This window comes from Streptomyces sp. NBC_00659, from assembly GCF_036226925.1.
GTDB lineage: Bacteria > Actinomycetota > Actinomycetes > Streptomycetales > Streptomycetaceae > Streptomyces.
This window is the reverse complement of record NZ_CP109031.1, coordinates 507,643-529,737: the sequence shown is the minus strand read 5'-3', so window position 1 is coordinate 529,737 and position 22,095 is coordinate 507,643. Positions and strand designations below refer to the sequence as shown.

The following is a 22,095-nucleotide window of genomic DNA, read 5'->3' as shown; positions in this document are numbered from 1 at the left end:
CCAGGAGGAAGACACCCATGGCCGACGTCGACGTCGAACTGCACGGTCCCGCGAACGGGGAGGGACCGCCACGCCGGTACGGGCCGGCCGCCCGGGTCGCCGTGCTCTCCGATGTGCACGCCAACATCCCCGCCTTCGAGGCGGTGCTCGCCGAACCGGACGTCGCCACGGCCGACTTCGTCGTCCTGTGCGGCGATCTGACGTGGGGGCCGCAGCCGCAGGAGACGTACGAACGGATCGTCGCGCTGGGCGAACGCGTCCTGTGCGTGCGCGGCAACGCCGACCGCTACGCCGCACAGATCGGCACCGCCGCGCGGACCGCCGACACCCCGCGTCAGGCGTGGATCGCCGCACAGCACTCGCCCGAGGCCATCGCCTTCCTCGACCGTCTCCCGTTCGGGGTCGTCGTCGAGATCGACGGGCTCGGACCCGTGCACTTCTGCCACGGTTCGCCGCGCAGTGACCACGAGCTGGTCACACCGGGGACACCGCCGGAGCGGTTCGCGGAGCTGTCCGCGGCCATCGACGCGCGGGTTCTGGTCACCGGACACTCGCACCTCCAGTTCGACCGCGCCGTGGCGGGCCTGCGCAGTGTGAACCCGGGCAGTGTCGGGCTGCCCTACCACACGGGTGACCCGGGCACCGCCTACTGGGCGCTGCTGGGCCCCGATGTCCGGCTCAGGACCACTCGCTACGACGTGGAGGACGCCGTCGCGCGCGCCCGCCGCGTCGCCGACCCGGACGCGGACCGCTACGCGGACACCCTGTCGAACGCGCCCGATCCGGAAAAGATCGTCGTGGAGGCGGAGAAGCTGATCTTCGTCAATTGACGGTGCGCGTTGATCGCTCACCTTGATCACCAGGGGGAATCGGTGACCGCGGTCGACGGAATTTATCGTTCCGTCAAATACAAGAAACAACATATGAGTTGAGGGTTGATTCGCGGCGCGACGTTGACATGCGTGGCCACGATGTGTTGACCTGTGCATGCAAAATTGGCAAGTTGTTTGGCACGTTTCTCTGGCACTGTTCCCAGCAGGAGGAATCCATGCAAACAGCTCCATTTCCCACCGCGAAATCCCCCACCGAGGTGACGCGGACGTCGACCCCGGCGCCCGTGATGCTGCTGCCCCGCCTGGTCGAACGCATGATCACGGACCGGCAGGCCGCGCACATCGTCAAGTTCCGCACCACCTGCACCGACTGCGTGCCGAACTTCTGAGCACCCAGTCGCGCGTCGGCGGACAGTCGACAGCGTCCGCCGACCTGCGCGTGGTCACCGAAGTCGTCGCGCGCGACCTGCGCGCCGCCGCCAAGGGGCTGTGTGTCCTGGCGGTCGACGGCCTGTCGCTCGAGGTGGCCGAGTCCGGCTTCCGCCACGCGAGCATCCGGCCACTGCGCTCCACCTTCCCGAGCACGTCGACGACGGCCTGGCTCACCGCGGTCACCGGCACCGATCCCGGTGTCCACGGCGCCGTCGGCATGGTCCACCGCGCGCCCGGAGCCGACTGCGTCACCCACCTCGTCACCGGGGAGACCTACGCCTTCGGCTCGCCCCGCACGCCCGGAAACGTGCTGCCGCACCCGGGACCGACCCTCTTCGACCGCGCGGCCGAGTCGGGCCGGCCCGCCCTCGCGATCGGTGCGGAACTGGAGCGGCTGACCGGTCCGTGGGTGAACGCGTTGCTGCACGGCGCGCGGATCGTGCCCTCACCGGCCGCCGTCGCGCCCCTGACCACCGATCCGGTGGGCGTGGCCGAACGGACCGTCCGCGAGGTCGAGGCCGTCCTCGCGCACGCCTTCGACACCCCGCCCCTGATCTGGGCGTACGTGAACCTCGACGACCACATCCACCGGTCCGGCTACGACACCCGGCTGCGCGAGGCACTGCTCCTGCTCGACACGGCCGCTGCCCGCTGGGCCGACGCCGGCTGGAGCGTCCTCGCCCACGCCGACCACGGCCAGGTGGAGGTGACCCCCAGCCAGAGTCTCGCCGAAGCATGGGCGCGCCTCGACGCCCCCGCACACTGCCGGATGCCCGGCGGCGGCGCCGGCCGCGTCCGCTGGCTCCATCCGCTCTCCGGGCGGGAGGAAACCGTGGCCGCCGCGCTGCGCGACACCCTGGGGGACCACGCCCTCGTCCTCACCCCGGACGAGCTCCACGCACGGGGACTGCTGTCCGTCACGCCCGTCGTCCGCGCGCGCATCGGCGAGGTGGTCGCGCTGGCCGCCTCCCCGCACTTTCCCGTCCCCGACCCCAGTGCCGCCTGGGAGCACGGATCCGTCTCCGACGGCGAGACGCTCGTACCGCTGGCCGCCTGGAACCCCGCACCAGAACCCGCCCTGCCCTGATCACCCGGAACCTCACGACACGATGGGAGAACCCGTGAGCACGGTCGTGTTCCGCAACAAGACCGGTGGTTCGGAGACCCTGCACGCGACACCGGGACAACGCCTCCTGGACGTGCTGCGCCTCCACGGAATCCCGGCGAACGCCGTGCTCGCCCATCGCGACGGGGAGGTGATCCCCGAGGCGACGGCCGTCGTCGGCACCGACGACGTCATCGAGGTGCGCCAGGTGCGCCACTACGACCTCGACGTGCTGCGCCGGCCCAAGGAACACGTCTACGCCGCGCCGGACCCCGTCTACACCAAATCCGTTCTCTTCGACCACGGCGGCACGCTGGAGCGGCGCACCGAACAGTTCACCGCGGAGACCTTCGTGACGTACGTGGAGGAGACGTTCGTCCAGAGCATCGCCGCAGGTGCCACCATGCGGGCGGGGGACCGGGTCGTCATCGGGCTGTCCGGCGGACGTGACAGCGTCGCCTACCTCAAGCTCCTCGAACGCACCCGCGGCCGGTGGCCCGAGGTCGACATGACCGCGGTGACCATCACCGGACTGCCCGACTGGGACGAGCCCGCCACCTTCCGGACCGCTCTGGACGCCTGTTCCGGACTCGGCGTGGAGCACGTCATCGTCACCGCCGACGACGTGGCCGAGGTGTTCAAACTCCGCGAGCCCTTCGTGGACGTCATGAACAAGGTCGTCGCCGGCGAGCACCGCAACATGAACATGGTCATCGGCCACCAGGTACTGCGCCGCATGCTCGAACAGGAAGCCGAACGCCGGGGCGCCCCCGTCGTCGCGTTCGGCTTCAACGCCGACGACCTGGTGGCCAGCATGGTCACCTGGTTCACCACCGGCTACCGCATGGGCGGCATCCCGGTCCGCGAACTCGGCTCCCTGCGCTACGTGTTCCCGCTGTACCGCATCACCAAGAAGGAACTCACCCTCTACCTGGAGCTCGTCGCCCCCGGCCTCAACCGGCAGGGGGCACCGGGCCGGTTCACCACCGGCTCCGACGAACGCTCCCTCGCCTACGCCGTGGCCGACCACCTCTACGACCTGTGGCCCGGCATCGACTACTACCTCTTCAACGCCTTCGAGAACGTCCAGCGCACACTGCTGCCCCTGGTCGACGACCTCTGTCGCGTCTGCGGGGGACGGTACGTGCTCCAGGAGGGCGTGGCCAACCCCGCGGGCCTGTGCGACGTGTGCGGATTCCTGCACCGGCAGGAGGCGTTGCGGGCGGACGCCGTATGAGCGATGCCCGCCGCCAGGAGGGTCCTCCCTGGTATCTCACCTTCTTCGGGGAGGACTTCTGGGCCGTCGCGGACCACGAGTACACGCCCGAACGCACGGCGGCCGAGACCGACTACCTTGCCGCCGTCCTCGACGCCTCGGCCCCCGGCCGCCGCGTCCTCGACCTGGGCTGCGGCACCGGCCGCCACGCCGTCGCCCTCGCCGCAAGGGAGTTCGGCGTCACCGGGGCCGACGCCGGGGGCTGGGCGCTGGAGCGTGCTCAGGGCGCCGCGAAGGCGGCGGGTGTCCGGGCCGACTGGCTGCGGCTCGATCTGCTGCGCGAACTGCCGTGGCCTGTCGGTGAGTTCGACGCCGTCGTCTGCGTCCAGTCGTTCGGCTGGGGGAGTGACGCCCAGCAACTGAGGCTGCTCCGGGAAGTCCGCCGGGTGCTCGTCCCGGACGGGCTGCTGATCCTCGACCACTCCAACGTGCTGGCCATCGCCGGAAACTACGTGCCGGAAGCCACCTTCGAGACCGAGGGCCTGCGCGCCGACTTCCGCCGTGCCTACCGTGTGGCCTCCGGCCGCAGCACCGGCGAGATCGAGGTACGGCGGGGCGACGCGGAGCCGGTGGTCATCCACGACGACGTTCGGATGTACCAGCCGGCCGAGGTGCACGACCTGCTGACCCGCGCCGGCTTCACCGTCGAGCGCGTCGACGCGGACTTCACCGTCGGCCGGGAGCCCGCCCCGACGACGCGCTACGTCCAGTTCGTCGCCCGGAGCCGCGCGAGCACTGCGGCGGCGATCACCACGTGGAAGGGGACGCGGGAGGAGACCCGCCCGTCCGCGCTGGACCTGCGCTGGTCGCCGGACGAGATCGAGTTCGTACGACCGTGGGTCGACGCGGCCTTCCGGGGCGCGTACGACGACGGCGGCCTCGCCGAACTCTCGCGCGCCTACCCCCTGTCCGACCCCTATTCCGCGGACCTGGCCGCACCCGTGCTGTCCGGGCACTTCGGGCTGGACCTCGCACCCGGCGCGGTGACAGCCGGGGCGGGTGCCACCGGTCTGCTGCACGCGTGCGCGGCGCTGGCCCTGCCCGGACCCGTACTGCATCTGGCCGGCGGCCACCCGGACCTGCCGCGCTGGGCCGCCCGCCTCGGCGCCGGGACGATCACCACCCGGTTCGAGGACCTGACCGCCGACCTCGACCGCCACACCCCCTCGGTCCTCGTACTGGACCGGCCCACGATCACCGGAGACCTCTTCGGAAGGGAGCGGCTGGCGGAGATCGCCGAGGCCGCCCGCGCGTGCGGCACGACCGTCGTCCTCGACGAGGCGTACGCCGTCTACGCCGGGCCCGGCGCGAGCTGTGTCCCGGCGGTCGCCGAGCATCCCAACCTGATCGTGCTGCGCAGCATGTCGAAGGGGTACTGCTGCGGCGGGCTCCGGGTCGGATTCGCCTTCGCCGCACCCGAGTTGACTCAGCGGTTACGCGAGATCGCACCGCCCCTCGGAGCCGGGGGCGCGGGACTCGCCGTCGCCCTCCGTCTCCTTGCGCGGGGTGACGTCTTCGGCGCGCTGCGCACCAGGATCGCCGAGGTGAAGCCGGTCGTGGCCAGGACGCTGCGGCGGACAGGCCTCAAGGTCACCGAAGGGGCCGACTGTCTGCCGTGGGTGACGGTCGAGGGGGAGCGGGACGCGAACCCGGTGTGGGAGAGGCACGGGGTACGGGTGAAGGAGATCGGTGCGGGCGAGGCCGGGTTCGGCGGGAGGCCGGGGGATGCCGTCGGCGTCGGCCGTCGTGACAGCCCGCTGTACAAGATCGCCGTACCCCTCTCCGAAGCCCGTCTGACCGCCTTCCGCGACGCGTTCGCCGATGCCGGGTAGTCTCACCGACCTCGTCGCCGGGATCCATCACGGCATCGACGCCGACGAGGCGATGTGCTGGGTCGCCCGGCTCACCGAATGGGACCGCTACCAGGGGTCGAGGGGCATCGCCGCCGCGGCCGACTTCGTGGCGGGCGAGGCCGAACGCGCCGGGCTTGCCGGGGTGGAGATCCTGAACTTCCCCGCCGACGGCCGTACCTCGTGGTGGACATTCACCGCGCCCTCCTCGTGGACCCCTCGCTCCGCGCGACTGTCGCTTCCCGGCCGGACCGCACTGGTCGACTATCCGACCCAGCCGTACACCCTCGCCGCCCACTCGGCCGCCGCACGCGGTGAAGCCCCCCTCGTGCACGCGCAGGACGACCGGTGGCCGCCGGGCGCCGTGGTCCTGGTTCCGTCCGTGGCGGGCCTCGACGGGAAGCTGTTCGCCCGGATGCGGGTCGAGCGGGCGGGCGGTTTCTGCGTGAGAACCGGCTCCGACCGGGCGGACGGGGCAGGCCGCGTCGAACTGCCGGGCGGCAGCGCCCTGTTCGGGTTCAGCGTGGTGCCCGGTCAGATGGACGCGCTCCTGCGTGCCTACCACCGGGGCGAACGTGCCCGCGTGGACGTCGACGTCGACACCGCCCCCGCGCGGATGCCGGTGGTCGTCGCCCGTACCCCGGCCGGATCCGGATCCGCGCCGCCGTTGCCCGACGCCTGCCTGATCACCGCCCACCTGTGCCACCCCGCACCCGGCGCCAACGACAACGCCTCCGGAGTCGCGGCCGCCCTCGCGGCCGGGCGGGTCCTGGCGGCCCGACGCCTGCGCCGTCCCGTCCGGTTCCTCTGGGCACCCGAGTTCGTGGGGCTCGCCGCCTACGTCCACCGGCTCGTGGAGGAGGGCCGGGGACCACTGCCTATGATGGCGGTCGATCTCGACATGGTGGGCCAGGACCAGCGGCGCTGCGGGGGCCCGCTGATCGTCGAACACAGCCCGGAGTACCTGCCCCACTTCGCGAACGCCCTGGTCGAGGCCTGTGTCCGGGCCCTGCCACCGGCCGCGCACTCCTACAGCGGGGCCGTCGGCTGTGACGTCTGGGCGTGGCGTACGACCCCGTTCGTCGGCGCCTCCGACCACGCGGTCCTCGCCGACCGCGCCATCGGCTGTCCCGCCGTCCAACTGGGCCACTGGCCCGACCGGTTCAACCACTCCGGCGCCGACACCCTCGACAAGGTCGACCCGCAGGAACTGCGCCGGTCCGCCGCGATCGCCGCGTCCGCTGCCGCCGTCGCCGCGACGGCCGGTGCCCAGGAAGCCGACCGGCTCGCCCACGTCCTCACCCGCTGGACGGCACGCCGGATGACCGCCTGCCTGCCGCCCGACGACGACCCGCTCGCCCCCGGTCTGCTGAGCCGCCGTTGGCGGTACGGGCGGGACGCGCTGGACACCCTGCGGCCGCTGGGCGCCGGCCGCGACGTCCTCGAACGGCAGGCGGACCTCATGGCCGATCTGCACCACACCCTGTCGAAGGCCTGGGACGAGGTTCCCGCGGCAGCCCGTGGGGGCCCGAGCCTGCACAGGTCATGGCCGGGCCCCTTCAACCTCCGTGCCCTGATGGGAGCCGTGGACGAGACCGACCGGCAGTGGTTCCAGCGCCGGCTCGCCGACGACCGGGGCCGGTTCTACGCCTCCGCGATGGCCCTGGCGCAGAGCGTCGACGGAGTGTCCGGTTCGGCGGGCGTGGTCCGAACCGCCCAGCTCGACGCGGGAATCCGCTGGGAGCCGGGCTTCGGCGAACGATTCCTGGCCGCGATGGCCGCAGCGGGCTGGGTGAAGGAGAAGGACGGAGACGGGGCAGAGGGAGAGGAACCGAGTTGAGCACGCGGCGGATCACGGTCGATGTCACCGACCGCATCGATGATGTCGACATCGTCCAGTGGGAACAGGTGGCCACGGGGAGCATCGCGCCCGTCCACTACACCCGCGCGTATCTGCGCGCCTATGAGACAAGCCCGTTGAGCCCGTTCCTCGCGGCCCGCTATGTGACGGTGACCGAAGCGGGCCGCACCCTTGCCGTGCTGCCGTGCTATCTCCAGAAGCAGGGTGACCCGTACGGCTTCCTGAGCGCTGCCGGCATCGAGGGGGCGGACGGCCCGGCGCTCCTCGGGCACAACTGGTACTGCTACGACACCCGGGTGCCCGTACGCGCGACCGGCCCCGGACAACGGCCGCGCGTTCTCGGAGCCGTGCTGGACGCTCTACGGGACCTGGCGGCCGCCGACGGTGCCCGGACCGCGGGACTCGTGAGTGTCCCCGAGGGCGACCCGGTCCTCGACGTCGCGCGGGACAAGGGGTGGCAGGTGGCACCGATCGTCACCCGGTACCAACTCCCGCTGCACAGTGCGGCGGGGGACTCCTTCGACTCGTACGACTCCTATCTCGCCACCCTCGGAGCCCGCACCCGGCGCACGATCCGCCAGTATCTGCGGCGCGCGGCGGACGCGGGTGTCAGCACAGCCGTCGAGGCACCGCGCCCCGACTTCCTCCGCACGGTGGGCGACCTCACCCGCCGCACGGCAGCGAAGTACGGCAGCGCCGACATGTATCCCGAGAGCGCCTTCACCGATTTCGTCCTGGCTCTGGGCGACAACGCCCGTGTGGTCCGCGTCGACCGAGGCGAGCAGACTCTGGCCGCCGCGGTCGTCCTCCTCGACGAGGAGCGCCTGCACATGTGGGCGGGCGGCACCAGCCACGCCACCCTCGACGGGTTCAGCCCCAACTACCTTCTGTGGGCCACGGAGATCCGTATGGCCATCGAATGGCGCAAGCGCTGGGTGGAGGGCGGCCGCAGCAACGCGCCCATGAAGACCCGCCACGGCATGAGACCCCTGCGCCTGTTCGCCTGCGTCGCCCCGTCCGGGGGCTGACCGCTCGCCGTCGCCATCGGACTCGATCACGCTCCGGAGAGCAGGCCCGGCTCACGGTCCGCGCCAGAGGTTGGCGAAGGCCGCGTTCTCGATGGTTCGCCGCTGGCGTACGGCCTCCAGCTCCATCACCGCGTCGTGGACGGCGGCCACCACCATCGTCACGGCCTCGTCATCGAGGTCGGTCTCGTCGTCGGATCCTTCGTCGTCGGTGCCCAGGACTGCGGCGAGGGCGGTCAGGACGGGTTCCTTCTCTTTCCAGCGGTCGGCTGCCCGGCGGCGCGCGGGCGTATCGACCGGTTCCAGGCTTTCCGGGCCGAAGGACAACCGGCTGCTTCGCTGTGGCTTCAGCTCACCGTTCTGCTCCAGGTCGGCCTGGTATGCGGCCGCGAGGTCTCGGCCCCGGCGCCACAGCCAGTCCGCGATCCGCTCGTGGGGGGCCTCCTGAGTGAGAGCTGCCGCAGCCTCGCCCAGGAATCGATCGCCCGGCGGCGGCGGTCCAGCCGGCACGATCCGGTCGCCGTCCACAGCGACCGCCCCTGCACCGATGAGATCGATCAGCTCGGCACCCGCGAGTGCGAGGGACAGGTCACCCTGCCCCACGGGATGCTTCAGGTCCAAGGCGATGATGAACAGATCTTTCGCCGTGGTCATGAACGGCTCCCCTCGGAGGAGGGGCCCGCTCCGGCAGGCCCGTCCTCGCCTACGAGACGGTCGTCGGCGGCCTCCACGCGACTACACGGTGTGCAGGGGTTCCTTGAAGGACTTGCGGAACACCGGACCGGCGAAGGGAATGATCGAGGACTTCATCTTTGATGTGAACGAGTCGGGGTGCCGTTCGAGTCTGACGTCGACGCGGGTCCCGTGATCCGTGGGGGTCATCTGGAACTGCCATCCCCCCGAGCCGAAGGGCACCGAGTCCCGAGTGGTGACCGTGACCCTGTTCGCCGAGGGGTCCCATTCGTAGCGTGCACGCTCCCACGACTTTTCGTTCCCCTCGGTCACCTCCGCCCAGGTATCGCCCCGCTCGTGGACCTGGAAGTGCTCGGCATCGATGGAGGGCCACTCCTCGACACGGGAGGGGCTGAAGTTCGTCAGCACGCCCATCACCTCCCCCGGGCTCATCGAGGAATCCACGTGGAAGTGTAGGGATGGCATGACCTGCTCCCTGGTTCGAGATGACCGTTGTCTGCCGGCGGCCATCGGTACGCACCTCGCGGGTGCCTGGCTCGCTTCGTCGACGCTGGTTCGCAGACCCGGCCCTGCCGAGGCCACGTAAGGGCCTGCTGGGCAGGCTCACTGACCGGAACGCTCACCTTTCAGAATGCACCTGCGCCCAGCACTGCGCACCAGCAGGTTCCTGGCCTGCACGTGTGTGACCGTGTCCGGGACCGGTACCGGACAGCGATCGATCCAGCCCCACGCCGGCTGTCACAGGAGTTCTCAACAGGACGATGCGGTCACGACGGCAGTTCGGTCCCGGCCTGCTCGCGCACCATGTACTCGGCGTACCAGTCCGGCCAGTTCGGGTCCTCCGCGCCGATGCGTGCCTCATGCTCCCCGTGCGCGGCCGCGGCGCGGCGCAGCGCGCTCGCCAGGTCCTCCGCGGAGGCGAACGTCGTGGTCGCGGGGTCAAGGCGTCCCGGGAGCCGGGTGGTGATCTCCTGCAGGATCCAGCCGTTGCCGTCCGGGTCACCGAAGGACAGGAACGAGCCGTAGCTCGTGCGCTGCGGATCCGGCCCCGGCAGCCGGGCGTCTGTTCCGGCGTGGTGGAAGACCCCGCCGGCGTCGTGGAACACCTCGCTCGGCTCGGCGCCGAGCCGTTTCAGCTCGTCGTGTGCGGCGTTGATGTCGTCCACGATCAGTTGCAGGCCCTGAGCCGAGCCCGGCGTCTGGGACGTGACCGAGGTGCCGAAGATGACCGACGCCGGCGAGCCCGGCGGCGTCATCTGCACCACCCGGAAGTTCTCGTCCGGGGCGATGTCCGCGTCCAGCCTCCAGCCCAATCGCGTGTAGAAGCTCTTGGCCCGGTCGACGTCGGACACCGGCACCACCACGACTTCGAGTTTCATGTCCATGACTGATACTTCCTGCGCTCGTACAAGATGGGCGTGATCAGTGGGCTCACGATGCTTGGACGGCGGCCCAGGAGGAACCGCGCACCCATCGGCAGGGAGCCGTGACGCGCATGGGCATCGGCCCGTGGCCGGCACGCGGCTTACGGTCTCCGGCCGACGATGCCGGTGCCGAGTCGGCTGAGCAGCCAGAAGGCGATTGCGGTGCCGGTGCCGTAGGCGACGTGCGCACCGAAATCCCGGGCCAGGACCTTGGCGTCGTACTGCCAGATCGGCTTGTAGAGCCCTGCGATCGGCAAGGCGACGTAGTCACCGGCGAACACCGCGGCACCGAAAGGCACGCCGTACACGGGGGAGGGTCTGGGCAGTGATCCGGCCAGGATGCCGTAGGCCGCGCCGACCGCTGATCCGTAGCCCCAGTGAGCGATGGTGCTCGTGAGCCAGGCGGAATCATCAGGAAGCCGGCGCTGGGTGAAGCCCTCGATCACCCGCTTCGCCACCTGCCCGGGATCAGGGGCCTTCTCCCAGCTCTCGACCGGTGCGAATTCCCAGGCGAGCGGGCTGTCCGTCCCGCCTGCGCGACGGTACTTCAGGTAATGGACGGCATCCAGGCACACCGTTCCCACCGCCCCGGCCAGCAGGCCGGCCGTCACCGCCTCGAGAGGAGTCAGCGGATTCCTTTGGGAGCGCATGACGCAATCTCCTCATCGGTGGGGGCCGGGAAGGAAGCCCGATGTTCCTCAGCGTCTGGACTGCGGCGGGGAGGCATCGAGCCCCCATCGAGTATCCGGCGGCCAGGACGTGTGCGCACGAGGAGAACGTCCGCGGCAGGACTCGACGCGCGTAATCGCCCCAGACCTGTTGCCCTGGAACCAGGCCCTTGCATGCGTCCATCGGAGGGACCAATGAACAGCTACCGAGTCGCGCAGGTAACCGCCCCGGGCGGCACCTTCGAGATCGTCGAGCGAGAGGTGCCGCAGCCCGGCCCCGGACACGTCAGAATCGCCGTGGAGGCGTGCGGTGTCTGCCACAGCGACGCCAGTTTCGTCGAGGGTCGTCTACCTGGTGTCTCGTTCCCGGAGGTGCCTGGACACGAGATCGCCGGGCACATCGAGGAACTGGGCGACGGGGTGCACGAGCGGGGGTGGCAGGTGGGCGACCGAGTGGCGGTCGGCTGGTTCGGCGGTAGCTGCGGCCACTGCACACGCTGCCGCCAAGGCGACTTCATCGTCTGTGAAAACCTGAAAGTCCCTGGCTGGGCCTACGACGGAGGCTTCGGCGAGAAGATGATCGCGCCCGCCGACGCGCTCGCCGGAATCCCTGACGATCTCGCGGCAACTGACGCGGGGCCCATGGCATGTGCTGGCGTGACGACTTTCAACGGATTGCGACGCAGCCCCGCTGAGCCCGGAGACCTCGTCGCCGTCCTTGGTCTGGGCGGCCTGGGTCACCTCGGCCTCCAGTACGCATTCGCCCTTGGCTTCGAGACCGTAGGGATCGCCCGCGGCGCCGAGAAGGCGGAGTTCGCCAAGCGGCTGGGCGCCCACCACTACATCGACAGCACGTCGGACGTCCCGGTCGCGGAGGCGCTGCAGGCCCTCGGCGGTGCGAGGACCGTGCTGGCCACTGCCGGAAATTCCCAGGCCATCAGTGCGACCGTGGAAGGCCTGACACCGCGAGGTGAGCTGGTGGTCATCGGAGCGGATCCCTCACCCATGAGCATCGCCCCCGCCCAACTGCTTCTCAGCGGCCGTGTCGTCCGCGGCCATCCATCCGGCACTTCGCAGGACGTGGAAGACACCATGGCCTTCAGCGTCCTGCATGGCATCCGGCCGATGACCGAGACCGTACCGCTGGACCACGCCGATGAGGCTTTCCGGAAGATGCTCTCCGGAGCCGCCCGCTTCCGGATGGTGCTCACACCTGGCTGACTCCGGCAGGCCCGGGCGACGGTCATGATGTGACCTGACCGTTCTGTGAACCGGCGGCTCCTGCAAAGGCACCGGTACAGCCCGCCGTGTCCGGTACCGAACTCCACCCGGCACGCCCGGAGGAACTGGCTCAGCGGGCAAGACGGTGATGACCGGCGGCGTCGCAACTGTCTGGTCCGTTGCCGCAAGCGGGGTGGATTGGTGGGAGATCTCTTTTCATCCGATCAGGTGGGTGGGCCAATCCGTCCGGTGGGCAGAACCGGATTCCCCATGTGAGGGACGAAGAGAAGGATCAGCGAGTACGGCCAGGCATGCCGCGTTCGGCGCTGGGTGCGCTGAGCGGGGCACTGGCCGCGTTCGCCGCACTGGCGGTGGCCGAACTGGTCGCCGCGGCGGTGCGTCCGCAGTCCAGTCCGGTCATCGCGGTGGGCGGCGCGTCCGTCGACGCAACACCCGCTCCGGTGAAGGACTGGGCGATCCGCCACTTCGGCACCAGCGACAAGCTCGTACTGCAGCTCGGCATCCTCGTCGTGCTGGCTGTCTCGGCTCTGGCGCTGGGCGCGCCGGCGGTGCGGTTTCGGCGGGTCGGAACCGCCGGGGTCCTTCTCTTCGGGGTCGTGGGCGCGACGGCGGCCGTCAGCCGGCCCGACTCGGCCGGCGTCACCGACGCGCTGCCCTCCGTCCTGGGGGCCATGGCAGGGGCCCTGCTTCTGAACGTTCTGGTGAGCCGCCTGACCGCGGTGAGACGGTCACCGGCGCCGCCCGCGTCCGTGACCGAGGAAGCGGGAGACGGCTCGCCCGCTTGCGAGGAATGGGACCGACGGGGGTTCGTCCTGGCGGCGGCGTCTGCCGCGGCGGCCTCGGCCGCGGTGGGCGTGGTCGGCCGGTCACTGAACACCTCGCGCGGCCGGGACGCGGTCGCCTCACGTGAGAGGGTCGTGCTGCCGGCCCCTCGGTCACCGGCGCAACCGGTACCCGGAGGCGCTGGACTGCGCGTCCCCGGCGTCAGCCCCTTCCTCACCCCGAACGGCGCCTTCTACCGGGTGGACACCGCGCTGGTGGTGCCCGAGGTGGACGCCACCGGCTGGCGGCTGCGTATCCACGGCAAGGGGGTGAGCCGTCCGGCCACGTACTCGTTCGACGACCTGCTGCACAGGGAGCTCATCGAGCGGGACATCACCTTGACGTGTGTCTCCAACGAGGTCGGCGGCCCCTATGTGGGCAACGCCCGCTGGACCGGCGTACGTCTGGCCGACCTGCTGGCCGAGTGCGGTGTGAGGCCCCCGTCCCGGGGTGGCCCGGGGGACCAGTTGGTGGCGCGTTCGGTGGACGGCATGACGATCGGCAGCCCGGTCGAGGAACTCATGGACGGCCGCGACGCGATGCTCGCCCTCGGCATGAACGGCGAACCGCTGCCCTTCGAGCACGGTTTCCCGGCGCGGATGGTCGTCCCGGGCCTCTACGGGTTCGTCTCGGCCTGCAAGTGGATCGAGGACATCGAGCTCACCACCTTCGATTCCTACGACCCGTACTGGGTCAAGCGCGGCTGGGCCCGCAGGGCCCCGGTCAAGACCGCATCGCGTATCGACACCCCCAAGCCCTTCGCCCGGCCCAAGGCCGGCACCGTGATGATCGCCGGCGTCGCCTGGGCCCAGCACCGAGGCATCGACAAGGTCGAAGTCCGCGTCGACGACGGCCCCTGGCAGAAGGCCCACCTGGCCGCGGAGGACACCCGCGACACATGGCGCCAGTGGTCGATGCCTTGGCAGGCCACCCGAGGCGGCCACACCCTCTCCGTCCGCGCGACCGACCGCACCGGCGCCGTACAGACCGCCGGACGCACCCGCACCATCCCCGACGGTGCCGGCGGACGGCACTCCGTCGTCGTCACCGTCGAGTAGCCACGCCCGCCTCATGACAGGCCGCGTGTCCTTCCGAACCACCTTTCCGCGCAACCCGAACGCAGCCGCATCGTGCTGCATTTCCAACAGGAGAACATGATGAACACGCGTATCCGCCGTACCACCGGCCTTCTCGCCGCGGCGGCCGTACTGCCCCTGGCCCTGACCGCCTGCTCCAACGGCAGCGGTGACTCGGACAAGTCCGATTCCGCCGGTACGGCGGCGGCTTCGGCGGCAACGGGCAGTGACGACATGGCCGGCTCGGGCAGCAGCGCGAGCAGCATCGACCAGCCGTTCGGCCCGGCTTGTTCCTCCGTCCCGAAGAACGGCGCCGGGTCCTTCGACGGCATGGCCAAGGACCCGGTCGCCACCGCCGCCTCCAACAACCCGGCGCTCTCCACTTTGGTGGCGGCGGTGCAGAAGGCGGGCCTGGTCGACACCCTCAACAACGCGCAGAACATCACCGTGTTCGCGCCGACCGACGACGCCTTCGCCAAGATCCCGAAGGCGACCCTGGACAAGGTCCTCAACGACAAGGCCCAGCTCACGAAGATCCTCACCTACCACGTCGTCGGCCAGAAGCTGACGCCGAAGGACCTGGAGAACGGCTCCTTCACCACCCTGGAGAAGTCGAAGATCACGACTTCCGGTTCGGGCGAGTCCTACACGGTCAACGACTCCGCCAAGGTGGTCTGCGGCAACGTGAAAACCGCGAACGCCAACGTGTACATCGTCGACACAGTCCTGATGCCCAAGAGCTGACAGGTGATCCTCTGGGCTGGTCCGCGGGCCTCGATGTCCTGCAGACCAGCCCTCTTGGACGGCGGTTCGTTCGTCAGGTTCGACCGCACCGAGTGGTCGAGCGGTGCGGGGGAGCAGTACGCGGTGGCGACTTCGAGGGCGTCCGCGCAAGCGGCGGTGTCGGGGGCGACGGGCACGGTCAGGCTTCTGTGGGCGTTGTGAACGGTCATGTCGCCGAGAGCCCTTCCGTCCTGCCTCGGCCGCCCCCATCAGCGAGTTCCGGGCACCCAGTGGCGTGGGTGGCTTCCGTGTCGCTGCGCAATCGCGCAAGAACTTGCGTGAATTGCGCTCGTTTGCATTGTGGCTTCTCTTGGTCCGGAGAGCCTCATGAATTGCCCCATTCATTGGTCTGGAGGGAGTGCTCGGCGAGTCCTTGTCCCGTTGATGCGCGGGTGTTGACGGTGAAACTTGTGACGTCATGACGGTAGACGGGCTCGCAGTGCTCTGCAATATTGCGATGAAACAACGCAAGAAGCTGCGCATTGGTATCCCCGGTTGGGGATGTCGTGCGCCGCGCAGCCGACTCTTGCCGTTCGTCGTACCGCGCCACCGCTCTGCCCAGGAACGAGCCGACCCCGCCGCCCCTCCGGCGCGCGAACCTCCGCAGGGAGTGAACCCCGCATGACTCCACACAAGCCGAGATCCTGGAGAAGCCGCGCAGCGACCGCCGCCCTGGCTTCCCTCGTCATGGTTCTGGGCCTGCCCGCCGTAGGCGCCCACGCGGCAGGCGGCCCCAACGCCGCCGCGGACGCCGTCACCAAGGCCGGCAGCGCCCGCGGCGCACACACGGCCGCCAAGGTCACCGACGGTGACGCCGACAGCTATTGGCAGGCCGGAAAGAAGTCGGCCCAGTGGGTGCAGACAGACCTGGGGCGGACCAGACGTGTCCGCCAGGTCGTGCTGCGGCTGCCCGAGCACTGGGGGACCCGCAAGCAGACGCTGGCGCTTCAGGGCAGCGCCGACGGAAAGAGCTTCGCCACGCTCAAGTCGTCGGCGCAGTACGTCTTCAGCCCCGGAAACGGCAACACGGTGAAGGTCTCCTTCCCCGCGACCCTCGCCCGGTACGTACGGGCCGACTTCAGCGGCAACTCGGTGGCCCCGACGGCCCAGCTCGCCGAGATGCAGGTCCTCACGACCGCCGCCTCGACCCCCAACCTCGCGCAGGGCAAGCCCTTCAGCGAGAGCGGGCACGCCGACGTGTACCCCGCCGCCAACGCCGGTGACGGCAACCGGAACACCTACTGGGAGTCCACCAACAACGCCTTCCCGCAGTGGCTCCAGGTCGACCTCGGCTCGTCGGTCAAGGTGAACCAGGCGACGCTGCGGCTCCCCGGCGGCTGGCCCGCCCGCAGCCAGACCCTGAAGGTCCAGGGCTCCACCGACAACCAGAACTTCACCGACCTGACGGCCTCGAAGGCGTACACCTTCGACAGCTCCGGCGACCAGTCGGCGACCATCGCCCTCGATACCGTCACGACCCGGTACGTGCGGGTGCTCTTCACCGCCAACAGCGCTTGGCCCGCAGGGCAGTTGTCCGAGCTGGAGGTCTACGGGCCGGCCACGGGCGACACCCAGGCGCCGACCGCGCCGTCGAACCTGGGCTACACCGAGCCGGCCACCGGGCAGATCAAGCTGACCTGGAGCGCGGCGAGCGACGACACGGCCGTCACCGGTTACGACATCTACGCCGACGGCCAGTTGCGGGCGAGCGTGGCCGGGAACGTCCTGACGTACACCGACACACAGCCGGCAGGCAGCGCCATCACGTACTTCGTGCGGGCCAAGGACGCCGCGGGCAACGTCTCCTCCAACAGCAACAGCGTCACCCGCCCGGCATCGGGCGGGGACACGCAGGCTCCCACGGCGCCCGGCAGTCTCGCCTACACGCAGTCCGGCAGCGATGTGAAGCTCACCTGGCAGGCGTCGAGCGACAACGTGAAGGTCACCGGTTACGACGTCTATGCCGACGGCCGGCTCGCCAAGTCCGTGGCGGGCGACGTCACGACATACACCGACACCCCGTCGGCGACGGCCACCGTCACCTACTACGTGAAGGCGAAGGACGCCGCCGGGAACGTGTCGGCGGCCAGCAACAGTGTCACCCGGACCGGCTCGACCGGTTCCGGATCCAACCTCGCCGAGGGCAAGCCCATCGAGGCGTCCTCCTCCACCTTCACCTATGTCGCCGCCAACGCCAACGACGGCCAGATCGGCACCTATTGGGAGAGCGCGGGCGGTGCCTACCCGGCCACCCTCACCACCAAGCTGGGTGCCAACGCCGACCTCGGCCAGATCGTCGTCAAGCTCAACCCGGACGCCGCCTGGTCGACCCGGACCCAGAACATCCAGGTGCTCGGCCGTGACCAGGACGCGACGGCCTTCACCAGCCTCGTCGCGGCGAAGGACTACACGTTCAACCCGGCCGGCGGCAACACCGTGACCATCCCGGTCTCCGGCACCGCCGCAGACATCCAGCTCAAGTTCACGTCCAACTCCGGTGCCCCGGGCGGGCAGGTCGCCGAGTTCCAGGTGATCGGCACCCCGGCCGCCAACCCCGACCTCAAGGTCACCGGCATCACCAACGCGCCCGCGGCCCCGGTCGAGTCGGACGCCATCAGCCTGACGGCGACCGTCACCAACAGCGGGACCAAGGCCTCCAAGGCCACCGACCTCAACTTCACCCTCGGCGGCACCAAGGTCGCCACGGCCGATGTCCCGGCGCTCGCGGCCGGTGAGACGAAGACGGTCACCGCGAGCATCGGGGCCCGGGACGCGGGCAGTTACCCGGTCGGCGCCGAGGTGGACCCGGCGAACAAGGTGATCGAGCAGAACGAGGCGGACAACACCTTCACCCGCTCCGACGCCCTCGTCGTCAAGCCCGTCTCCAGCTCCGACCTCCTGGCCGCACCGGTCTCCTGGAGTCCCTCCAGCGCCTCGGCGGGCGACGAGGTCAAGTTCACCGTCGCCATCAAGAACCAGGGCACGGTCGCCTCCGCCGCCGGCACCCACGGCGTCACCCTCACGGTCCAGGACTCCAAGGGCGCCACGGTCAAGACGCTCAGCGGCTCCTACGTCGGTGCCATCGCCGCGGGCCGGACGACGGCGCCCGTCGCCCTCGGCTCGTGGACGGCCGTCAACGGCAAATACACCGTCAGGACGGTCATCGCCGACGACACCAACGAACTCCCGGTCAAGCGGACCAACAACACCACCACGCAGGACCTGTTCGTCGGCCGCGGCGCCGACATGCCGTACGACATGTACGAGGCGGAGGACGGCACCCTCGGCGGCGGTGCCAAGACCGTCGGACCGAACCGGACCGTCGGCGATGTCGCCGGCGAGGCGAGCGGCCGCAAGGCGGTGACCCTCGACGGGACCGGCCAGTACGTCGAATGGACCACCCGCGCGGCCACCAACACCCTGGTGACCCGCTTCTCGATCCCGGACGGCACCACGACCACGCTCGACGTGTACGTGGACGGCCAGTTCCTCAAGGCGATCGACCTCACCTCGAAGTACGCCTGGCTGTACGGCAGTGAGACCGCGCCCGGCAACTCGCCCGGCTCCGGTGCCCCCCGGCACATCTACGACGAGGCGAGCCTGCAACTCGGCAGGACCGTCCAGGCCGGGTCCAAGATCCGGCTCCAGAAGGACGCGGCCAACTCCTCCACGTACGCCATCGACTTCATCAACACCGAGCAGGCGACGGCGGCCGCCAACCCGGACCCGGCCGCGTACGCGGTCCCGGCCGGATTCACCCACCAGGACGTGCAGAACGCCCTCGACAAGGTCCGCATGGACACCACGGGCCAACTGGTCGGGGTGTACCTGCCCGCCGGTGACTACGAGACGGCCGGCAAGTTCCAGGTCTACGGCAAGGCGGTCAAGGTCGTCGGGGCCGGGCCCTGGTTCACCCGCTTCCACGCCCCCGCCTCGCAGGAGAACACCGACATCGGCTTCCGGGCCGAGGCGAGTGCCAAGGGTTCGACGTTCGCCGGCTTCACCTACCTCGGCAACTACACGTCCCGGATCGACGGCCCGGGCAAGGTGTTCGACTTCTCCAACGTCTCCGACATCACCATCGACAACATCTGGGTCGAGCACATGGTGTGCCTCTACTGGGGCGCCAACACCGACAGCATGACCATCAAGAACGCCCGCATCCGTGACACCTTCGCCGACGGCGTCAACATGACCAACGGCTCCACGGACAACCACGTCGTCAACAACGACGCGCGCGCCACGGGCGACGACAGCTTCGCCCTCTTCTCGGCGATCGACGCCGGAGGCGCCGACGAGAAGAACAACCTCTACGAGAACCTGACATCGACGCTCACCTGGAGAGCGGCCGGCATCGCCGTCTACGGCGGCTACAACAACACCTTCCGCAACCTCCGCGTCGCCGACACCCTGGTCTACTCCGGCGTCACGATCTCCTCGCTCGACTTCGGCTACCCGATGAACGGCTTCGGGACCGAGCCCACGACCATCGAGAACGTGTCCCTGGAGAGGACGGGCGGCCACTTCTGGGGCTCGCAGGTCTTCCCCGCCATCTGGGCGTTCTCCGCCTCCAAGGTCTTCCAGGGCATCCGGGTCAACGACGTCGACATCGACGACTCCACCTACGGAGGCGTCATGTTCCAGACCAACTATGTAGGCGGGCAAGCGCAGTTCCCGGTGAAGGACACCATCTTCACCGACGTCTCCATCACCGACTCCAAGAAGAGCGGGGACGCCTTCGACGCCAAGTCCGGATTCGGCATCTGGGCCAACGAGTTGCCGGAGCCCGGCCAGGGCCCGGCTGTCGGCGAAGCCACCTTCCGCAACCTGCGGATGAGCGGCAACGCCCAGGATGTCCGCAACACGACCAGCACCTTCAGGATCAATATCGAGTAGGTGCCGGACGACACCGAGCGGTACAGGGCCGCCCTCACATGAGGGCGGCCCCGTGCTGCACCCGCGCGGTCACTGCGCGGGTCGGGCGGACTGCCGGCGGGGAGGAACGGGCCTGCCGGTGAACGCGTCGAGGAGGATGCGGTCGCCGACCGGGTGGCGCAGCTTCACCGTCACCTTCTTGACCCGCAACTCGGATGTGCACGGCCCGTCGGAGGTGCCACGGATCGAGGCCGAGAACACCACGCCGCCCTCGGCCTCGAGCACATCGACGGCCGGGCCGTCGTCGCACGCTCCGTGCTCGGCGCGCAGAGTGATCGTCCTGCCGTCCTTTGCGACGGTGTCCAGCCCGACGAGCGGCCCCAGTTCGTCCGTCCGATTGGGTACGGGCCCGATCGGGGACCGGGGGAGTTCCGAGGGCGTGACCGCGACGCGTTTGAGCGGAGTGTCGTAGCCCTTGACGGTGAAGAGCCAGGCGGGCACCGTCGCCGTCCCCCGGCTGGTCGGCACCGTCATCTCGCCGAGCCGGGCAGCGGTCACGGTGAGGGCCGGGCCGGAGTTGCCGCCGCGGGCGAGCTTGTCGTAGGCCTCCCGTGCCGAGGCGAGGGGGAGGGTCAGCGAATCGCCGTCGCGCCACCGGACCTTCGCCTGCTTCTTCGCTGTGTCGGGAAGGGGGGCGCGCAGTTTGAAGTTCTGGGAGGCGTAGGCGCGTTTGTCGGCGTCGTTGTGGAAGGCCCCGTCGGGCAGTTGGACGGCGTCGCCGAGCGGGTAGTAGCCCTGGCGCCAGACACGCGCCGCCTCGGAGCCCTCCCAGGCGGTGGCGACCCGGCGGGCACGCTCGGCCGTGTCGGCGTTGCGGACACGGTTGTCGGCGGGTGCACTGTCGTCGCCGCATCCGGCGACGGCGGCGGCGACCAGGCCGAGGGTGACGAGCATTTTGACGGACCGCATGATGCCCCCAAGAAGAACACGGTGGAATGGAGTCGATTCCGGCGCCAGACCTGTGACGCCCAGGGCATGCCAGACGTTCGGTCCAGCGGGGGGCGATACGTGCTGGAGCCGCAGGTTTCCCCGTTTCCCTCCCCTGGGTGGTAACGGCTGTTACCATGCTGGTATGGCGAAGACACAGCTGGGCGCGCGTGTGGACGAGGACATCGCGGACCTCGCGAAGAAGCGAGCCGCCGACCTGGGGCTGAGTATCGGGGACTATCTCGCCCGACTGGTGCAGGACGACACCAGCGGCCTGCGTGCCCGTGCGGTGGACGCGGCCGCGCGCTTCCTGAACGAACACCAGAGTGTCTTCGACGAGGTCGAACAGGCCCAGCAGACGGCTCGGGGAGCGCACGCGGCCTGATGGACCTGCACATCGACGTTCCCTGGATCCTTCAGGTGGCCGAGGCCGCCGGAGCCGACGATCCGGCGCCGGACGACTACGGCGTTCCCGCCTCGGCGGTCGCGCGCCACCGTGCCGAACTGTTCGAGCAACCCGTCTACGAAGGCCCCTACGCCAAAGCCGCCGCCCTGGTGCACACCCTGGGCCGGTGCCGCTGGCTGGAGCGCTCCAATCTCGCCGTCGCCGCGGCCAGCGGCGTCATGTACCTCGAAGCCGCCGGGATCGGCGTCAAGCCCGTACGCGAGGACGCCATCGCCCTCAGGGACCTGCTCCTCGACCCCGCCTGCACCGCCGGGAAGATCGCCGCCCTGCTGCGGACCTGGCCCACCACCACCTGACGCCCGCGGCCCCCGGCGCGGCACTAGCCCGGACAGGTCCCCGACGCGGGCGCTGGACGGTCCGGTGACCCGCGCGCCTGACCGCCGCCTGGCTGATCGGCGTCGACCGCCGCACATCGTTCCGCGAGCGCATCGGCGACCTGCTCCGTCTCGACGCCCACCTCGGCACCCACCACGCGGATCGCTTCGCCGGACCCGACGGCCTCTGGGCGCAGTGGGTCGACTCCCTGGCCCACCTCCGGTGCGACTTCGCCGACGGCTGGACCCTCGGGTAGGGAGATTCCGGCCCGCGGCCCGGGCAGCCGGAGCCCAGATTCGATCGTGTGGCGGCAGGTCGTGCGCAACCGGCGCTGTACAGGCGCCGGTTGCGCACGGCCACCT

Annotated in this window: 18 protein-coding genes and 1 pseudogene; 14 read left to right on the top strand and 5 right to left on the bottom strand. The window is 70.1% G+C overall.

All coding sequences use genetic code 11. From position 1 onward, the window contains the following. Positions 1-17: 17 nt before the first annotated feature. From OG410_RS02110 to OG410_RS02080, 7 genes are all read left to right on the top strand, one after another. Positions 18-830, top strand: a complete 813-nt coding sequence (locus tag OG410_RS02110; protein ID WP_329297491.1) for a metallophosphoesterase family protein — start codon at positions 18-20, stop codon at positions 828-830. A gap of 218 nt (positions 831-1,048) precedes the next feature. Next, a complete protein-coding gene (locus tag OG410_RS02105; protein ID WP_329297490.1) occupies positions 1,049-1,222 on the top strand; it encodes a hypothetical protein in 174 nt (57 codons plus the stop codon). Positions 1,223-1,272: 50 nt separating this feature from the next. Next, complete coding sequence (locus OG410_RS02100) at positions 1,273-2,352, top strand: alkaline phosphatase family protein (RefSeq protein ID WP_329297489.1); 1,080 nt, start codon at positions 1,273-1,275, stop codon at positions 2,350-2,352. A 34-nt stretch (positions 2,353-2,386) separates the two neighbouring features. Then, the gene (locus OG410_RS02095; protein ID WP_329297488.1) at positions 2,387-3,607 is read left to right on the top strand and encodes a hypothetical protein; all 1,221 of its coding nucleotides are present in this window, start codon (positions 2,387-2,389) and stop codon (positions 3,605-3,607) included. Then, entirely contained in the window at positions 3,604-5,478 is a 1,875-nt protein-coding gene (locus OG410_RS02090) for an aminotransferase class I/II-fold pyridoxal phosphate-dependent enzyme (protein ID WP_329297487.1), read from the top strand. Before OG410_RS02095 ends, OG410_RS02090 begins: the two co-directional genes overlap by 4 nt. Continuing rightward, the gene (locus OG410_RS02085; RefSeq protein ID WP_329297486.1) at positions 5,468-7,336 is read left to right on the top strand and encodes a DUF4910 domain-containing protein; all 1,869 of its coding nucleotides are present in this window, start codon (positions 5,468-5,470) and stop codon (positions 7,334-7,336) included. The genes OG410_RS02090 and OG410_RS02085 overlap by 11 nt, the downstream gene beginning before the upstream one ends. Beyond that, positions 7,333-8,385 carry a GNAT family N-acetyltransferase gene (locus OG410_RS02080; protein WP_329297485.1) on the top strand — a complete coding sequence of 351 codons (1,053 nt, stop codon included), beginning with the start codon at positions 7,333-7,335 and terminating at the stop codon, positions 8,383-8,385. Before OG410_RS02085 ends, OG410_RS02080 begins: the two co-directional genes overlap by 4 nt. Positions 8,386-8,436: 51 nt before the next feature. On the opposite strand, the gene OG410_RS02075 is transcribed toward OG410_RS02080, so the two are convergent. The 4 genes from OG410_RS02075 to OG410_RS02060 all read right to left on the bottom strand — a co-directional run bounded on the left by OG410_RS02075 (position 8,437) and on the right by OG410_RS02060 (position 11,149). Next, positions 8,437-9,036, bottom strand: a complete 600-nt coding sequence (locus tag OG410_RS02075; RefSeq protein WP_329297483.1) for a GOLPH3/VPS74 family protein — start codon at positions 9,034-9,036, stop codon at positions 8,437-8,439. A gap of 81 nt (positions 9,037-9,117) precedes the next feature. Further along, positions 9,118-9,540 carry a hypothetical protein gene (locus tag OG410_RS02070; protein WP_329297482.1) on the bottom strand — a complete coding sequence of 141 codons (423 nt, stop codon included), beginning with the start codon at positions 9,538-9,540 and terminating at the stop codon, positions 9,118-9,120. Positions 9,541-9,842: 302 nt separating this feature from the next. Next, on the bottom strand, positions 9,843-10,460 hold the full coding sequence (locus OG410_RS02065; protein ID WP_329297481.1) for a VOC family protein: 618 nt from the start codon (positions 10,458-10,460) through the stop codon (positions 9,843-9,845). Between the two features lie 140 nt (positions 10,461-10,600). After that, entirely contained in the window at positions 10,601-11,149 is a 549-nt protein-coding gene (locus OG410_RS02060) for a hypothetical protein (RefSeq protein ID WP_329297479.1), read from the bottom strand. Between the two features lie 213 nt (positions 11,150-11,362). Between OG410_RS02060 and OG410_RS02055 the strand changes: the two genes are divergently transcribed. The 4 genes from OG410_RS02055 (at position 11,363) to OG410_RS02040 (ending at position 19,986) form a co-directional block, all read left to right on the top strand. Continuing rightward, entirely contained in the window at positions 11,363-12,388 is a 1,026-nt protein-coding gene (locus OG410_RS02055) for an alcohol dehydrogenase (RefSeq protein ID WP_329303996.1), read from the top strand. Between the two features lie 311 nt (positions 12,389-12,699). Next, the gene (locus tag OG410_RS02050; protein ID WP_329297478.1) at positions 12,700-14,289 is read left to right on the top strand and encodes a molybdopterin-dependent oxidoreductase; all 1,590 of its coding nucleotides are present in this window, start codon (positions 12,700-12,702) and stop codon (positions 14,287-14,289) included. Between the two features lie 99 nt (positions 14,290-14,388). Continuing rightward, on the top strand, positions 14,389-15,051 hold the full coding sequence (locus OG410_RS02045) for a fasciclin domain-containing protein (RefSeq protein ID WP_329297477.1): 663 nt from the start codon (positions 14,389-14,391) through the stop codon (positions 15,049-15,051). 660 nt (positions 15,052-15,711) lie between these two features. After that, the gene (locus OG410_RS02040; RefSeq protein WP_329297476.1) at positions 15,712-19,986 is read left to right on the top strand and encodes a discoidin domain-containing protein; all 4,275 of its coding nucleotides are present in this window, start codon (positions 15,712-15,714) and stop codon (positions 19,984-19,986) included. Between the two features lie 69 nt (positions 19,987-20,055). Here the strand turns inward: OG410_RS02040 and OG410_RS02035 are convergent, their stop codons facing one another. Continuing rightward, positions 20,056-20,934, bottom strand: a complete 879-nt coding sequence (locus OG410_RS02035) for a hypothetical protein (RefSeq protein WP_329297474.1) — start codon at positions 20,932-20,934, stop codon at positions 20,056-20,058. A 163-nt stretch (positions 20,935-21,097) separates the two neighbouring features. Between OG410_RS02035 and OG410_RS02030 the strand changes: the two genes are divergently transcribed. The 3 genes and pseudogenes from OG410_RS02030 to OG410_RS02020 form a co-directional block, all read left to right on the top strand. Next, entirely contained in the window at positions 21,098-21,337 is a 240-nt protein-coding gene (locus OG410_RS02030) for a hypothetical protein (RefSeq protein ID WP_329297473.1), read from the top strand. Further along, entirely contained in the window at positions 21,337-21,714 is a 378-nt protein-coding gene (locus tag OG410_RS02025; RefSeq protein WP_329297472.1) for a fic family toxin-antitoxin system, toxin component, read from the top strand. The genes OG410_RS02030 and OG410_RS02025 overlap by 1 nt, the downstream gene beginning before the upstream one ends. 71 nt (positions 21,715-21,785) lie before the next feature. Continuing rightward, a pseudogene (locus OG410_RS02020) lies at positions 21,786-21,989 on the top strand (DUF6000 family protein); the annotation flags it as partial. Positions 21,990-22,095 lie beyond the last annotated feature (106 nt).

Coding starts and splice junctions, on each gene's coding strand:
- OG410_RS02110 (WP_329297491.1), top strand. CDS start 18: ATGGCCGACGTCGACGTCGAACTGCACGGTCCCGCGAACGGGGAGGGA.
- OG410_RS02105 (WP_329297490.1), top strand. CDS start 1,049: ATGCAAACAGCTCCATTTCCCACCGCGAAATCCCCCACCGAGGTGACG.
- OG410_RS02090 (WP_329297487.1), top strand. CDS start 3,604: ATGAGCGATGCCCGCCGCCAGGAGGGTCCTCCCTGGTATCTCACCTTC.
- OG410_RS02085 (WP_329297486.1), top strand. CDS start 5,468: ATGCCGGGTAGTCTCACCGACCTCGTCGCCGGGATCCATCACGGCATC.
- OG410_RS02075 (WP_329297483.1), bottom strand. CDS start 9,036: ATGACCACGGCGAAAGATCTGTTCATCATCGCCTTGGACCTGAAGCAT.
- OG410_RS02070 (WP_329297482.1), bottom strand. CDS start 9,540: ATGCCATCCCTACACTTCCACGTGGATTCCTCGATGAGCCCGGGGGAG.
- OG410_RS02065 (WP_329297481.1), bottom strand. CDS start 10,460: ATGGACATGAAACTCGAAGTCGTGGTGGTGCCGGTGTCCGACGTCGAC.
- OG410_RS02060 (WP_329297479.1), bottom strand. CDS start 11,149: ATGCGCTCCCAAAGGAATCCGCTGACTCCTCTCGAGGCGGTGACGGCC.
- OG410_RS02055 (WP_329303996.1), top strand. CDS start 11,363: ATGAACAGCTACCGAGTCGCGCAGGTAACCGCCCCGGGCGGCACCTTC.
- OG410_RS02050 (WP_329297478.1), top strand. CDS start 12,700: ATGCCGCGTTCGGCGCTGGGTGCGCTGAGCGGGGCACTGGCCGCGTTC.
- OG410_RS02045 (WP_329297477.1), top strand. CDS start 14,389: ATGAACACGCGTATCCGCCGTACCACCGGCCTTCTCGCCGCGGCGGCC.
- OG410_RS02040 (WP_329297476.1), top strand. CDS start 15,712: ATGACTCCACACAAGCCGAGATCCTGGAGAAGCCGCGCAGCGACCGCC.
- OG410_RS02035 (WP_329297474.1), bottom strand. CDS start 20,934: ATGCGGTCCGTCAAAATGCTCGTCACCCTCGGCCTGGTCGCCGCCGCC.
- OG410_RS02030 (WP_329297473.1), top strand. CDS start 21,098: ATGGCGAAGACACAGCTGGGCGCGCGTGTGGACGAGGACATCGCGGAC.
- OG410_RS02025 (WP_329297472.1), top strand. CDS start 21,337: ATGGACCTGCACATCGACGTTCCCTGGATCCTTCAGGTGGCCGAGGCC.